The sequence below is a fragment of the Bradyrhizobium sp. CB1015 genome (genome assembly GCF_025200925.1).
Taxonomy (GTDB): domain Bacteria; phylum Pseudomonadota; class Alphaproteobacteria; order Rhizobiales; family Xanthobacteraceae; genus Bradyrhizobium.
In genome coordinates this window covers 5,804,220-5,819,684 of record NZ_CP104174.1, presented here as the reverse complement: position 1 = coordinate 5,819,684, position 15,465 = coordinate 5,804,220, and the positions used below count along the sequence as shown (strand labels likewise).

The following is a 15,465-nucleotide window of genomic DNA, read 5'->3' as shown; positions in this document are numbered from 1 at the left end:
CGCGCTTCAGGCGCGCGCCGATCCGGGATCCAGAAAGCCGAGAACGAGATCGCGGATGCATGGGCCCCGGCTCTGCGCAGCGTTGCAGCGCGTCCGGGGCACGAGATCTCACTCCACCGCCGCGTACACCAGATCCCGCACCAGGGTCCGCGTGTAGTCGCGCTGTCCCGGCCCCTGGCTCATGAACACCGCGAACAGATCCTCCTTCGGATCGATCCAGAAGAACGTGCCGGCAATGCCGCTCCAGAAATACTGGCCGACGCTGCCGGGGAAGGGGGCGATGCCGGCCTCGCGACGCACGGCAAAGCCGAGACCGAAGCCATGGCCGGGTGACAGCAGCGTGCCATTGACCGCAACGCCTGGCCCGAGGTGATCGGAGGCCATCAGCTCCAGCGTCTTGCGGCCGATGATCCTGTTGCCGTCGAGCGTGCCGCCATTGCGCAGCATCAGGCAGAAGCGGGCATAATCCATCGTAGTCGAGACCAGGCCACCGCCGCCGGATTCCATCACTGGCTGCTCGAGCATGTTGAAGAGCGCGACCTTGTCGCCGGTCCAGGGGTCGGCGCCGAACGGCTCGGCAAGGCGGCCGGCATTGGCCTGACTTGTCGAGAAGCCGGTCTCGGCCATCTGCAGCGGCGCGAGCACGCGCTCGGTGAGGAACGTACCGAGCGATTTGCCGCTGACGACTTCGATGATGCGGCCCAAAATATCCGTGGAGCGGCTGTAGTTGAACTCCGCGCCGGGCTGGCAGACCAGCGGGAAGCTCGCCACCAGCGCGGCATGCTCTGCATTGGTGATCTTGCGGCTGCGGACGCGGGACTCCTGGTAGAGCTTGTGCACGGGGCCGTCGCCCTGGTGCTCGTAGGTGAGGCCGGAGGTGTGGCGGAGCAGGTCCTGCACGGTCATGGGCCGCGTCGGCGGCACCAGCTCCAGCTTGCCGTCCTTGACGACGCCGACCTGCTGGCGCGCGAACTCGGGGATGAATTTAGCGACGGCGTCGCTGAGCAGGAGGTAGCCGTCCTCGACCAGCGCCATGATGCCGACCGAGACGATCGGCTTGGTCATCGAGAAGATGCGGAAGATCGAATCGCGCGCCATCGGCGCCGCGCCTGTCGGGCTCTGCTTGCCGAGCGCCTCGAACCAGCCGATTTGGCCGCCCCTCGCCACCAGCACGGTGACCCCGGGAACGGTTCCCTTGTCGATCTCGCGCTTGAAGGCGTCCGACATGGTCTGGAGGCGCGGCCGCGACAGCCCGAGCGTCTCGGGGCGGGCTTCCGGCAGAGGCGGCGTGTGCGGCGCGGTCGTCGGGCGGGTGGCGGCTGTCGCAGTCATGTTCACTCCCGGGGGACATTATTATCGGGAACGGAGAGTGGCCCAGAACGCGCGGCACAAACAAGCGAAGCCAGCGCGCTTCACCCTTGCATTCCGTCCTCGCCCTGTGCTTGAAAGCGCCCCTGATCCGCGTGGCGACGCGAGGGTCCACAGGAGTGTAGCTCAATTGGTAGAGCACCGGTCTCCAAAACCGGGGGTCGCAGGTTCGAGCCCTGCCACTCCTGCCAGCTAATCGGGAAATTCAGAGATTGAAGGCAGGACGACGCCAGGCCGAAAAGCCCGGGCGGCTGGTCATGGGGCCGGGTAAGTCCTTGATCCGGATGGCCTCCGCGGCAGGGGGCGCGCCTCTCCTGGCCTGCCTCCACCTTGACCTTTGGCCCCATCCGCAGTAGATACCCCGCACTCGCAGCCGGCCCGTTAGACGCGGATCTCCGGCGCGGCCTTGAAATCCCCGAACAATCGAGCCCGGTTTCCGGCTCATCCTTCGAGACAGAGGGTTGGGCCAACGGGGGCTGTTCGGATCCCTGAAATTCATTTGCGTCTGTCCACGGACGCTGGACCTCAAACGATGGCAGTCAGCCCGTTCAAGTTCTTGCAGGAAGTGCGCTCGGAGACTGCCAAGGTCACCTGGCCGACCCGCCGTGAGACCACGATCACCACGATCATGGTGTTCGTGATGGTCGCGTTGGCCTCGATCTTCTTCTTCGCCGCCGACCAGATCATCCGCTACCTCATCACCTTCCTCCTGGGCATTCACTGATGGCAACAGCAACCGCTCAAGTGTCCGACAAGCGCTGGTACATCGTCCACGCCTATTCGAACTTCGAGAAGAAGGTCGCCGAATCGATCCGCGAGCAGGCCAAGCAGCGCGGGCTCGAGGACTTGTTCGAGCTGGTGCTGGTGCCGACCGAGAAGGTTACGGAAGTGCGCCGCGGCCGCAAGATCGACGCCGAGCGCAAGTTCTTCCCGGGCTACGTGCTGGTGAAGATGAAGCTGACTGACGAGGCGTTCCATCTGATCAAGAACACGCCGAAGGTCACGGGCTTCCTCGGCGCGGAAAACAAGCCGATGCCGATCTCGGAAGCCGAGGCCATGCGCATCCTGCACCAGGTGCAGGAGGGCGTGGAGCGGCCGAAGGCGTCGGTGTCGTTCGAGATCGGCGAGAACGTGCGCGTGGCCGACGGCCCGTTCGCCTCGTTCTCGGGTGTGGTCGAGGAAATCGACGAGGCGCGCTCGCGCGTGAAGGTCGCCGTGTCGATCTTCGGCCGCGCGACGCCGGTCGAGCTGGAATTCGGTCAGGTCGAGAAGGTCTGATCGGGTAACGCGCGAGGCTTCGGTCTCGCGCAACAAGAGGCCGTGGGAGGGAGAGGGCGGTTGCCAGCCGCATCCGACCCAGACCACGAACCTGAAACCGCCGGCGACTGCCGGCACAACAGGAGTGATACATGGCAAAGAAAGTGACCGGATACCTGAAGCTTCAGGTCCCGGCCGGTGCGGCGAATCCCTCGCCCCCGATCGGTCCCGCGCTCGGTCAGCGCGGTCTCAACATCATGGAGTTCTGCAAGGCGTTCAACGCCCAGACCCAGAAGGAAGAGAAGAACACCCCGATCCCGGTGATCATCACCATCTATGCGGACCGTTCCTTCACCTTCGAGATGAAGACGCCGCCGATGTCCTACTTCCTCAAGCAGGCTGCAAAAATCCAGTCCGGCTCGAAGGCGCCGGGCCGTGACAAGGCCGGCAAGGTGACCAAGGCGCAGGTGCGCGAGATCGCCGAGAAGAAGATGAAGGACTTGAATTGCGACACCATCGAATCGGCCATGAAGATGGTCGAGGGCTCGGCCCGTTCGATGGGTCTGGAAGTTGCGGGGTAAGCGGCCATGGCAATCGGAAAGCGTTTGAACAAAGCCCGCGAAGGCATTGACCGCGAAAAGCTCTACCCGCTCGTGGACGCCATCAAGATGGTCAAGGAACGCGCGAAAGCGAAGTTCGACGAGACCATCGAGGTCGCGATCAATCTCGGCGTCGATCCGCGTCACGCCGACCAGATGGTCCGCGGCGTCGTGACCCTGCCGAATGGTACCGGCCGTACGCTGCGCGTCGGCGTGTTCGCCCGCGGCGCCAAGGCCGACGAAGCCAAGGCCGCCGGTGCCGACGTCGTCGGCGCCGAGGACCTGGTCGAGAAGGTGCAGAACGGCACGATCGATTTCGACCGCTGCATCGCCACGCCAGACATGATGCCGCTGGTCGGCCGCCTCGGTAAGGTGCTCGGCCCGCGCGGCCTGATGCCGAACCCGAAGATCGGCACCGTGACCATGGACGTCACCGGTGCGGTGAAGGGCGCCAAGGGCGGCTCGGTCGAGTTCCGCGTCGAGAAGGCCGGCATCCTGCAGGCCGGCGTCGGCAAGGCCTCGTTCTCCGAAGAGAAGCTGGTCGAGAACATCAAGGCTCTGGCCGATGCTGTCTCCAAGGCAAAGCCGGCCGGCTCGAAGGGCACCTACATCCAGCGCGTTGCGGTGTCCTCGACGATGGGCCCCGGCGTGAAGGTCGAGCCGGGCACCATTCTCGGCTGAGGTTTGGAAATTGCATGATGCGAGGGGCGGAATCGGGCGACCGATTCCGCCTCTCGTCGTTTGTGGCGGCGCTGACCGGAAACAACAACGAAACAACAACAATGGCTGACAAGGTCCTGATCCACTCGCGCTTTCCCAAGTCGATGATGGCGAGCTTCGCCGAGCGGTTCGAGTTGCTCGACACCGGCGGCAAGCCCGCGCGCGAGGTGTTTCCGGCCGAGGAGCTGGGCGGCATCCGCGCACTGCTCACCGCTGGCGGCTCGCCACTCGGCGCAGAGGCGATGGACCTGTTTCCGAAGCTTGGCGCCATCGTCTGCTACGGGACCGGCTATGACGGCGTCGACCTGAAAGCGGCCATCGCCCGCAACATCGCGGTCGGCCACAGTTCGGGTGCCAATGCGGCTTCCGTCGCCGACATCGCGATGACCTTGATGCTGGCGACGACGCGGCGCATCCTGGTCGCTGACCAGTATGTCCGCAGCGGCGATTGGGCGGCCTCGAAACAATCGCCGATGATGCGGCCCCAGGCCGGCATGCCCGGCCGCCGCATCGGCGTCTATGGCATGGGCGAGATCGGCCGCAAGATCGCGGCGCGCTGCGCCGCCTTCGAGAGCGAGGTCGGCTATTTCAGCCGCACCCGGTACGATCTGCCCTATCAATATTTCCCGTCGCTGGAGGCGCTCGCCGAGTGGTGCAGCGTGCTGATGATCGCGGTGCGGGCAGGGGCGGAGACCCAACATGTCGTCAACGCCGATATCTTGAAGCGCCTCGGCACAGGCGGCTATGTCGTCAACATCGCCCGCGGCTCGGTCATCGACGAGAAGGCTCTGGTTGCGGCGCTGACCGACAAGACCATCGCGGGGGCCGGTCTCGACGTCTTCGAGAAGGAGCCGCACGCGCCCGACGCGCTGACGGCACTTCCCAACGTCGTGCTCGCCCCGCATATCGGCGGCCACACCCTAGATTCGCATGTCGCCATGCAGAGCTGCGTGCTGGCCAACCTGACGGCGTTCTTCGAGGGCAAGCCGCTGCCTTATGGGGTCAAATCGGCCTGAATCGGTCCTTGTTGGGCCATCTCAAGCCCGACCGGCAATCGATTGGAACTGGTGTGAATTTTGCTCTTGGCAAGCAGGCTCCGAGCGGTTAAAGAACCGCCTCCGGACGTACCGGCTTCGGCTGGCGCGTTCGTGCACGTATTCCGAAAACCCGACACGACAGGAGATCATTCCTTTTCAGGACGTCCGTGAGGATTTGCCCGAAAAGGAAGGAAAACCCGTCGTTTGGCAGGGATGCGGGCAGAGGTCGGGCGGTTCGCCGGCTGGCCTCGTCCTGTCCAAGACTGCAGGCGCCCGCGGGAAATTTCGATTTCTCAACGGCTTAATCGCATGGCCTGCATAGACGGGTGAAGACCGGATTTCACTTCGCAACCAGCTTTAAGGGCTGGCTTTGCGAAACGGGTCTGGTTCGGACCTCGACACGCCGTGAGCCTTTGAAGGGCTCCCGGAGGGCAGGCTTTGAATTGTCGTCTTGCCCGGCGTGTCCGATGGGTTTTTGACCCGGAGGTTCAGGTTTGGGCGGGACGATGGGTGCAACCCGGCGGTCCCGCTTCTCGCGATGACCGCCAACCGGAGAGAGCTTGCTGTGGAACGAGCGGCAAAAAAAGAAGCGGTCGAACAGCTCAATGAGGTCTTCAAGACCACGAGCGTCGCGGTCGTTGCTCAATATTCCGGCCTCACCGTCGCCCAGATGCAGAAGCTGCGCCAGCAGATGAAGCAGGCGGGCGCTGCGGTGAAGGTCTCGAAGAACCGTCTCGCCAAAATTGCTCTTGAAGGCACTGACGTCGTTGCCATCGGCCCCATGTTGAAGGGACCGACCGTGATCGCGACTTCCAACGATCCGGTAGCGGCGCCGAAGGTCGCCATCGAATTCGCCAAGGCGAACGAAAAGTTCGTCATCGTCGGCGGATCGATGGGCAAGACCGTCCTGAATGTCGACGGCGTGAAGGCCCTTGCCTCGCTGCCGTCGCTTGACGAACTGCGCGGCAAGATCGTCGGCCTCATCGTGGCCCCGGCGACCAAGCTGGCCCAGCTCGCCAACGCGCCCGCGGGCAAGCTCGCGCGCGTCATCCAGGCTCATGCCTCAAAGGGCGAAGCGGCCTGACGCCCTTCGCAAAACTCAAACCCGAACCAGACTTACAGTTAAGGAAACTGAACAATGGCTGACCTGCAGAAGATCGTTGACGACCTCTCGAGCCTGACCGTGCTCGAAGCTGCCGAACTCGCGAAGCTCCTCGAAGAGAAGTGGGGCGTTTCGGCTGCCGCGGCTGTCGCCGTGGCCGGCCCGGCGGCTGGCGGCGGTGGCGCTGCCGCTCCGGCGGAAGAGAAGACCGAGTTCACGGTCGTTCTCGCCAGCGCCGGCGACAAGAAGATCGAGGTCATCAAGGAAGTCCGCGCCATCACCGGTCTCGGCCTGAAGGAAGCAAAGGACCTCGTGGAGGGTGCTCCGAAGCCGCTGAAGGAAGGCGTGAACAAGGAAGAAGCCGACAAGATCAAGGCCCAGCTCGAGAAGGCTGGCGCCAAGGTCGAGCTGAAGTAACGCAAGTTACTTCAGCGGAATCCCGGGCTCGCGGAGCGAGACCCGGGATCTCGTCCCAAGATCGTGGGCCGGGTCAAGCCCGGCCATGACGGTCGGAAAGATCGGGACCGGATGCAAAAGGCGTGCGACGGAACGATCCGACGCAGGCCGAACACGAAAAAGTGTGGGGATTTGAGGGTTTGACCCTCGAATCTGCACTATTGTCGCCCCATATCGGGTCGGCAGCACGAAAGCGCGGTGGGCAGGGATGCCGGATTTCCCTGTAAGCCGTTGGGAGAGCAGGCTATTTCGGGCTTTTGCAGTCCGTGAAGATGATCGTTGTGACGGGCGGGCGCGCATCTGCGCCCCGCGCGTCGTTTTGCGTTTTGAAGGTCTGAAGAACAGATTCAGGGCATCGGCGCCTGAAACTGCGTCTCCGGCCCCCAAGACGGGTTCGAAAATTCAACCCGGAAAGCGGTGGCAGCCGCGTTCCGGACGGTGCGCCCAGGGCGGGCGACGAAAATGAGAGGCCACGATGGCGCAGCAGACATTCACCGGTCGCAAACGCGTTCGCAAGTTCTTCGGACACATCAAGGAAGTCGCCGAGATGCCGAACCTCATCGAGGTTCAGAAGGCGTCCTATGACCAGTTCCTGATGGTGGACGAACCCCAGGGCGGACGTCTCGACGAGGGTCTGCAGGCGGTGTTCCGCTCGGTGTTTCCGATCTCCGACTTCTCGGGCACCTCGATGCTGGAATTCGTCCGCTACGAGTTCGAGCAGCCGAAATACGACGTCGACGAGTGCCGCCAGCGCGGCATGACCTTCGCGGCGCCCCTCAAGGTGACGCTGCGCCTCATCGTGTTCGATATCGACGAGGAGACCGGCGCGAAGTCGGTGAAGGACATCAAGGAGCAGGACGTCTACATGGGCGACATCCCGCTCATGACGATGAACGGCACCTTCATCGTCAACGGCACCGAGCGCGTCATCGTCTCGCAGATGCACCGTTCGCCCGGCGTGTTCTTCGACCACGACAAGGGCAAGACCCATTCCTCGGGCAAGCTGCTGTTCGCCGCCCGCGTCATCCCGTATCGCGGCTCCTGGCTCGACATCGAGTTCGACGCCAAGGACATCGTCTATGCGCGCATCGACCGTCGCCGCAAGATTCCGGTGACGTCGCTGATGTTCGCCCTCGGCCTCGACGGCGAGGCGATCCTGTCCACGTTCTACAAGAAGATTCTCTACAAGCGGACCAAGGAAGGCTGGCGCGTTCCGTTCGACGCCAACCGCTTCCGCGGCTACTCCACGGTCAACGACCTGATCGATGCCGACACCGGCAAGGTCGTGCTCGAGGCCGGCAAGAAGCTCACCGTCCGCGCCGCCCGCCAGCTCCAGGACAAGGGGCTGAAGGCGCTGCGCATGGCCGACGAGGAGCTGGTCGGCAACTACGTCGCCGAGGATCTCGTCAACCCGAAGACCGGTGAGATCCACGCCGAGGCCGGTGAGGAAATCACCGACAAGCTGATGAAGGCGCTCAACGAGCAGGGCTACAAGGAGCTGCCGCTGCTCGACATCGACCACGTCAATGTCGGCCCCTACATCCGCAACACGCTCTCGGCCGACAAGAACATGACGCGCGAGGACGCGCTGTTCGACATCTACCGCGTGATGCGTCCGGGCGAGCCGCCGACGCTGGAATCGGCGCAGGCCATGTTCCAGTCGCTGTTCTTCGACGCCGAGCGCTACGACCTCTCGGCGGTCGGCCGCGTCAAGATGAACATGCGCCTCGACCTCGATGCGCCCGACACCCAGCGCACGCTGCGCAAGGAGGACATCCTCGCCGTCATCAAGACGCTGGTGGATCTGCGCGACGGCAAGGGCGAGATCGACGACATCGACCATCTCGGCAACCGCCGTGTGCGTTCGGTCGGCGAGCTCATGGAGAACCAGTACCGCATCGGTCTGTTGCGCATGGAGCGCGCGATCAAGGAGCGCATGTCCTCGGTCGACATCGACACGGTCATGCCGCAGGACCTGATCAACGCCAAGCCGGCGGCCGCCGCGGTGCGTGAGTTCTTCGGCTCCTCGCAGCTCTCGCAGTTCATGGACCAGACCAACCCGCTCAGCGAGATCACCCACAAGCGCCGCCTCTCGGCGCTCGGACCGGGCGGTCTGACCCGCGAGCGCGCCGGCTTCGAGGTGCGCGACGTGCATCCGACGCATTACGGCCGCATCTGCCCGATCGAGACGCCGGAAGGTCCGAACATCGGCCTGATCAACTCGCTCGCGACCTTCGCGCGCGTGAACAAGTACGGCTTCGTCGAGACGCCGTATCGCAAGGTCAAGGATGGTCGCGTCACCGACGAGGTCGTGTATCTGTCGGCGATGGAGGAAGGGCGCTATTCCGTGGCCCAGGCCAATGTGCCGGTCGACGCCAAGGGCCGCTTCACCGAAGACCTCGTGGTCTGCCGTTCGAGCGGGACCCGCGACGTCGTGCCGATGACGCCCGACAAGGTCGACTACATGGACGTGTCGCCGAAGCAGCTCGTTTCGGTCGCCGCGGCGCTGATCCCGTTCCTCGAGAACGACGACGCCAACCGCGCGCTGATGGGCTCGAACATGCAGCGCCAGGCGGTGCCGCTGGTTCGCGCCGAGGCGCCGTTCGTCGGCACCGGCATGGAGGGCGTGGTTGCCCGCGACTCGGGCGCTGCGATCGCGGCGCGCCGTTCGGGCGTGATCGACCAGATCGACGCGACCCGCGTCGTCATCCGCGCCACGGAAGATCTCGATCCGACAAAGTCGGGCGTCGATATCTACCGCCTCATGAAGTACCAGCGCTCCAACCAGTCGACCTGCATCAACCAGCGTCCGCTGGTGAAGGTCGGCGACATCGTCAAGAAGGGCGACATCATCGCAGACGGTCCCTCGACCGATCTCGGCGAACTCGCTCTGGGGCGGAACGTGCTGGTCGCGTTCATGCCGTGGAACGGCTACAACTTCGAAGACTCGATCCTGCTCTCCGAGCGGATCGTGAAGGAAGACGTCTTCACCTCGATCCACATCGAGGAGTTCGAGGTGATGGCCCGCGACACCAAGCTCGGGCCTGAGGAAATCACCCGCGACATTCCGAACGTCTCGGAAGAAGCGCTGAAGAATCTCGACGAAGCCGGTATCGTCTACATCGGCGCGGAAGTGCGCGCCGGCGACATCCTGGTCGGCAAGATCACGCCGAAGGGCGAAAGCCCGATGACGCCGGAAGAGAAGCTGCTGCGCGCCATCTTCGGCGAGAAGGCCTCCGACGTCCGCGACACCTCGCTGCGCGTTCCCCCGGGCGTGCAGGGCACCATCGTCGAAGTGCGCGTGTTCAACCGCCACGGCGTCGACAAGGACGAGCGTGCGCTGGCGATCGAGCGGGAGGAGATCGAGCGCCTCGCCAAGGACCGCGACGACGAGCAGGCGATCCTGGACCGCAACGTCTACAACCGTCTTGCCGAGCTGCTCGAGGGGCGGCAGGGCATTGCCGGTCCCAAGGGCTTCAAGAAGGACACCAAGATCACCCGTGCGGTGCTCGAGGAGTACCCGAAGTCGCAATGGTGGCTGTTCGCTTCGCCGAACGACAAGCTGATGGCCGAGATCGAGGCCATGCGGAAGCAGTACGACGAGTCGAAGAAGGGGCTGGAACAGCGCTTCCTCGACAAGGTCGAGAAGCTTCAGCGCGGTGACGAATTGCCGCCCGGCGTGATGAAGATGGTCAAGGTCTTCGTCGCGGTGAAGCGCAAGATCCAGCCCGGCGACAAGATGGCCGGCCGCCACGGCAACAAGGGCGTGGTGTCGAAGATCGTGCCGATCGAGGACATGCCGTTCCTCGAAGACGGCACGCATGCCGACATCGTGCTCAATCCGCTCGGCGTGCCCTCGCGCATGAACGTCGGACAGATCCTCGAGACCCATCTCGGCTGGGCCTGCGCCGGCCTCGGCAAGCGTATCGGCCAGACCGTCGATGCGTACCTGTCGAAGCAGGACATCAAGCCGCTGAAGGAGACCTTGAAGAAGGTCTACGGCGAGGACGAGACGATCAAGTCGCTCAACGACAACGAGCTGCTCGAGCTTGGCCATAACCTCAGCCGCGGCGTGCCGATCGCGACGCCGGTTTTCGACGGCGCCAAGGAAGCCGACATCGAGGAGATGCTGAAGCTTGCCGGTCTCGACGCTTCGGGTCAGTCGACCGTCTATGACGGCCGCACCGGCGATCCGTTCGATCGCAAGGTGACGGTGGGCTACATCTACATGCTCAAGCTGCACCATCTGGTCGACGACAAGATCCATGCGCGTTCGATCGGTCCGTACTCGCTCGTCACCCAGCAGCCGCTGGGCGGCAAGGCGCAGTTCGGCGGCCAGCGCTTCGGCGAAATGGAGGTGTGGGCGCTCGAGGCTTACGGCGCGGCGTACACGCTCCAGGAGATGCTGACGGTGAAGTCGGACGACGTCGCCGGCCGTACCAAGGTGTACGAGGCGATCGTGCGCGGTGACGACACGTTCGAGGCCGGTATTCCGGAATCGTTCAACGTGCTGGTCAAGGAAATGCGCTCGCTCGGCCTCAACGTCGACCTGCACAATTCCAAGATGGGACCGGCGCCGACGTCGGAAGCGGCCGAGTAATTCGACCTGTCATGCCCGGCCTTCGCGGCCGGGCATCGGCGCCCCGCCCGAGGCCTTGAGGGCAGGGCGCCATGCAGAAGTGATTTTCGAATTTGCGGCCGGAGGCGACCGGCACGCGAGGAGAAGACGATGAACCAAGAAATTATGAATCTCTTCAACCCGACGACGCCGGCTCAGGTCTTCGACCAGATCCGGATCTCGATCGCGTCTCCAGAGAAGATTCTGTCCTGGTCCTACGGCGAGATCAAGAAGCCGGAGACCATCAACTACCGCACCTTCAAGCCCGAGCGCGACGGCCTGTTCTGCGCCCGCATCTTCGGGCCGATCAAGGACTACGAGTGCTTGTGCGGCAAGTACAAGCGCATGAAGTACAAGGGCATCATCTGCGAGAAGTGCTCGGTCGAGGTCACGCTGTCGCGCGTCCGGCGCGAGCGCATGGGCCATATCGAGCTCGCAGCCCCCGTCGCCCACATCTGGTTCCTGAAGTCGCTGCCCTCGCGCATCGGTCTCCTGCTCGACATGACGCTGAAGGATCTCGAGCGGATCCTCTACTTCGAATATTACGTCGTGCTCGAGCCGGGCCTCACCGCCCTGAAGGACCGTCAGCTGCTGTCGGAAGACGAGTATCTGAAGGCCCAGGACGAGTACGGCCAGGACAGCTTCACCGCCATGATCGGCGCCGAGGCGATCCGCGAGCTGCTCAAGGGCATGGACCTCGAGAAGCTCGAGGCCTCGCTGCGTGCCGAGATGCAGGAGACCGACTCCGACATCAAGCACAAGAAGCTCGCCAAGCGCCTGAAGATCGTGGAAGCGTTCCGCCATTCCGGCAACAAGCCGGAATGGATGATCATGACCGTGATCCCGGTGATTCCGCCGGACCTGCGTCCGCTGGTGCCGCTGGACGGCGGCCGCTTCGCGACCTCTGATCTCAACGACCTCTATCGCCGCGTCATCAACCGCAACAACCGCTTGAAGCGGCTGATGGAGCTGCGCGCGCCCGACATCATCATCCGCAACGAGAAGCGCATGCTTCAGGAAGCGGTCGATGCGCTGTTCGACAACGGCCGCCGCGGCCGCGTCATCACCGGCGCCAACAAGCGTCCGCTGAAGTCGCTCGCCGACATGCTCAAGGGCAAGCAGGGCCGCTTCCGCCAGAACCTGCTCGGCAAGCGCGTCGACTATTCGGGCCGTTCGGTGATCGTGGTCGGTCCCGAGCTGCGCCTGCATCAGTGCGGCCTGCCGAAGAAGATGGCGCTCGAGCTGTTCAAGCCGTTCATCTATTCGCGGCTCGACGCCAAGGGCCTGTCCACCACGGTGAAGCAGGCCAAGAAGCTGGTCGAGAAGGAACGGCCCGAGGTCTGGGACATCCTGGACGAGGTGATCCGCGAGCATCCGGTGCTGCTCAACCGCGCACCGACGCTGCACCGCCTCGGCATTCAGGCGTTCGAGCCCGTGCTGATCGAGGGCAAGGCGATCCAGCTTCACCCGCTGGTCTGCTCCGCGTTCAACGCCGACTTCGACGGCGACCAAATGGCCGTGCACGTTCCGCTGTCGCTCGAAGCGCAGCTGGAAGCGCGCGTCCTGATGATGTCGACCAACAACATCCTGCATCCGGCGAACGGCCAGCCGATCATCGTGCCGTCGCAGGACATCGTGCTCGGTCTGTACTACGTCTCGATCATGCGCGAAGGCCTGCCCGGCGAGGGCAAGGTGTTCGGCGACATGGCCGAGCTCGAGCACGCGCTGCACGCGAAGGTCATCCACCTCCACACCAAGATCAAGTACCGGTGGGAAGGCATGGACGAGACCGGCAAGGTCTCCAAGCGCTGGATCGAGACCACCGCCGGCCGCGTCATGCTCGGCAATTTGCTGCCGAAGAACCCGCGCATCTCCTACGAGATCATCAACAAGCTGATGACCAAGCGCGAGATCTCCGGCGTCATCGACCAGGTCTACCGCCACTGCGGCCAGAAGGAGACGGTGATCTTCTGCGACCGCATCATGGCGCTCGGCTTCTACAACGCGTTCAAGGCCGGCATCTCGTTCGGCAAGGACGACATGGTCGTGCCGCACGGCAAGTGGAAGATCGTCGACACCACCCGTACGCTGGCGAAGGATTTCGAGCAGCAGTACAACGACGGTCTGATCACCCATGGCGAGAAGTACAACAAGGTCGTCGACGCCTGGTCGAAGGCCACGGAAGAAATCGCCAAGGCGATGATGAAGGAGATCTCCGCCACCAAGAAGACGGCGAGCGGGGCCGACGCCGACATCAACTCGATCTACATGATGGCTCACTCCGGTGCCCGCGGTTCGCCGGCCCAGATGCGCCAGCTCGCCGGCATGCGCGGCCTGATGGCCAAGCCGTCGGGCGAGATCATCGAGACGCCGATCATCTCGAACTTCAAGGAAGGCCTCTCGGTGCTCGAGTACTTCAACTCGACCCACGGTGCCCGCAAGGGCCTCGCGGACACTGCGTTGAAGACCGCGAACTCCGGCTACCTGACCCGTCGTCTCGTCGACGTGGCGCAGGACTGCATCATCACGCAGAGCGACTGCGGCACCAAGCTCGGCATCAAGATGCGCGCCATCGTCGACGCCGGCACCGTGGTCGCCTCGCTCGGCTCGCGCATCCTCGGACGCACGGCCTGCGAAGACGTGCGTGACGGCTCGGGCCAGGTGATCGTCAAGCGCGACACGCTGATGGAAGAGAGCCACGTGGATGCCATCCATCAGGCCGGCATCCAGGAGGTGAAGATCCGCTCGGCACTGACCTGCGAGCTCGTCAACGGCATCTGCGGCAAGTGCTACGGCCGCGACCTCGCCCGCGGCACGCCGGTCAACCACGGCGAAGCGGTCGGCGTCATCGCGGCGCAGTCGATCGGCGAGCCCGGCACCCAGCTCACCATGCGCACCTTCCACATCGGCGGTGCGGCGCAGCTCAACGAGCAGTCCTTCGTCGAAGCCAACTTCGATGGCAAGATCGTGATCAGGAACAAGGCCATCGCCCGCAACAGCGAAGGTCACCTGATCGCGATGGTGCGCAACATGGTTGTCGCGATCGTCGATGCCGACGGCACCGAGCGTGCGACGCACCGTATCCAGTACGGTTCGCGCCTGCACGTCGACGAGGGCGACATGGTCAAGCGCGGCCAGCGCATCGTCGAGTGGGATCCCTACACCCGTCCGCTGCTCACCGAGGTCGAAGGTACCATCGGCTTCGAGGATCTGGTCGAGGGGCAGTCGATCTCGGAAACGCTCGACGAGGCCACCGGTATCGCCAAGCGCGTGGTCATCGACTGGCGCTCGACGCGCGGCGGCTCGGACCTGCGTCCGGCCATCGTGATCAAGGGCAAGGACGGCAAGGTGCTCAAGCTCGCCCGTGGCGGCGATGCCCGCTACATGCTGTCGGTCGACGCCATTCTCTCGGTCGACATCGGAGCCAAGGTCCAGCCGGGCGACATCCTCGCCCGTGTCTCGACCGAAAGCGCCAAGACGCGTGACATCACCGGCGGTCTGCCGCGGGTGGCGGAACTGTTCGAGGCTCGGCGCCCGAAGGATGCGGCGATCATCGCCGAAATCGCGGGCACCATCCGGTTCGGGCGCGACTACAAGAACAAGCGTCGCATCTCGATCGAGCCGATGGACAAGACCGATGAGCCGCGCGAGTACCTGATCCCGAAGGGCAAGCACATCCACCTTCAGGACGGCGACGTCGTCGAAAAGGGCGACTTCATCGTGGAAGGCAACCCGGCGCCGCACGACATCCTTGCGGTCAAGGGCATCGAGGAGCTCGCGGCCTATCTGGTCAACGAGATCCAGGAGGTCTACCGGCTGCAGGGCGTGCTCATCAACGACAAGCACATCGAGGTGATTGTCCGTCAGATGCTCCAGAAGGTGGAAATCACCGACCAGGGCGACACGGACATGATCTCCGGCGAGCAGGTCGACAAGATCGAGTTCGACGCGCTGAACGTGAAGGCCAAGGAAGAGGGCAAGAAGCCCGCCACGGGAACGCCGGTTCTGCTCGGCATCACCAAGGCGAGCCTCCAGACCCGCTCCTTCTTCTCGGCGGCATCGTTCCAGGAGACCACCCGCGTCCTCACCGAGGCGGCGGTCAACGGCAAGATCGATCCGCTCGAAGGCCTCAAGGAGAACGTCATCGTCGGCCGGCTGATCCCGGCGGGCACCGGCGCCTCCATGGCCAAGATCCGCGAGGTCGCCATGAAGCGCGACAAGCTGATCCTGGACGAGCGCGAGAAGCAGGCGGCCGTCGTGTCGCCGGCGCCGGAAGCCGAGCTTCCTGCGCTGCCGCCCGCGGAATGA

At 64.1% G+C, this 15,465-nt stretch carries 10 protein-coding genes and 1 tRNA gene; 10 read left to right on the top strand and 1 reads right to left on the bottom strand.

Annotated elements, in window-relative coordinates; translation table 11 throughout:
- Positions 1 to 108: 108 nt before the first annotated feature.
- Positions 109 to 1,332: a serine hydrolase gene (locus tag N2604_RS27165; RefSeq protein ID WP_260371171.1), complete on the bottom strand. Its 1,224-nt coding sequence runs from the start codon at positions 1,330 to 1,332 to the stop codon at positions 109 to 111.
- 151 nt (positions 1,333 to 1,483) lie between these two features.
- Between N2604_RS27165 and N2604_RS27160 the strand changes: the two genes are divergently transcribed.
- The 10 genes from N2604_RS27160 to rpoC all read left to right on the top strand — a co-directional run bounded on the left by N2604_RS27160 (position 1,484) and on the right by rpoC (position 15,465).
- Positions 1,484 to 1,559 (top strand) — tRNA-Trp (locus N2604_RS27160).
- A 341-nt stretch (positions 1,560 to 1,900) separates the two neighbouring features.
- Positions 1,901 to 2,092 carry a preprotein translocase subunit SecE gene (gene secE / locus N2604_RS27155; RefSeq protein ID WP_092294122.1) on the top strand — a complete coding sequence of 64 codons (192 nt, stop codon included), beginning with the start codon at positions 1,901 to 1,903 and terminating at the stop codon, positions 2,090 to 2,092.
- Positions 2,092 to 2,646 carry a transcription termination/antitermination protein NusG gene (gene nusG, locus N2604_RS27150; RefSeq protein WP_028146088.1) on the top strand — a complete coding sequence of 185 codons (555 nt, stop codon included), beginning with the start codon at positions 2,092 to 2,094 and terminating at the stop codon, positions 2,644 to 2,646. Before secE ends, nusG begins: the two co-directional genes overlap by 1 nt.
- A 131-nt stretch (positions 2,647 to 2,777) precedes the next feature.
- Positions 2,778 to 3,206, top strand: coding sequence for a 50S ribosomal protein L11 (gene rplK, locus N2604_RS27145; protein WP_011088164.1), 429 nt, complete (start codon positions 2,778 to 2,780; stop codon positions 3,204 to 3,206).
- A gap of 6 nt (positions 3,207 to 3,212) precedes the next feature.
- The gene (rplA, locus tag N2604_RS27140; RefSeq protein ID WP_260371170.1) at positions 3,213 to 3,905 is read left to right on the top strand and encodes a 50S ribosomal protein L1; all 693 of its coding nucleotides are present in this window, start codon (positions 3,213 to 3,215) and stop codon (positions 3,903 to 3,905) included.
- Between the two features lie 101 nt (positions 3,906 to 4,006).
- A complete protein-coding gene (locus N2604_RS27135) occupies positions 4,007 to 4,960 on the top strand; it encodes a 2-hydroxyacid dehydrogenase (protein WP_260371169.1) in 954 nt (317 codons plus the stop codon).
- A 586-nt stretch (positions 4,961 to 5,546) separates the two neighbouring features.
- Complete coding sequence (gene rplJ, locus N2604_RS27130) at positions 5,547 to 6,065, top strand: 50S ribosomal protein L10 (RefSeq protein WP_025037001.1); 519 nt, start codon at positions 5,547 to 5,549, stop codon at positions 6,063 to 6,065.
- Between the two features lie 54 nt (positions 6,066 to 6,119).
- Positions 6,120 to 6,500 (top strand): 50S ribosomal protein L7/L12, encoded by a 381-nt coding sequence (rplL, locus tag N2604_RS27125; protein ID WP_197947889.1) that lies wholly within the window; start codon positions 6,120 to 6,122, stop codon positions 6,498 to 6,500.
- Positions 6,501 to 7,014: 514 nt separating this feature from the next.
- A complete protein-coding gene (gene rpoB, locus N2604_RS27120) occupies positions 7,015 to 11,139 on the top strand; it encodes a DNA-directed RNA polymerase subunit beta (RefSeq protein WP_260371168.1) in 4,125 nt (1,374 codons plus the stop codon).
- A 129-nt stretch (positions 11,140 to 11,268) separates the two neighbouring features.
- Positions 11,269 to 15,465, top strand: a complete 4,197-nt coding sequence (gene rpoC / locus N2604_RS27115; RefSeq protein WP_260371167.1) for a DNA-directed RNA polymerase subunit beta' — start codon at positions 11,269 to 11,271, stop codon at positions 15,463 to 15,465.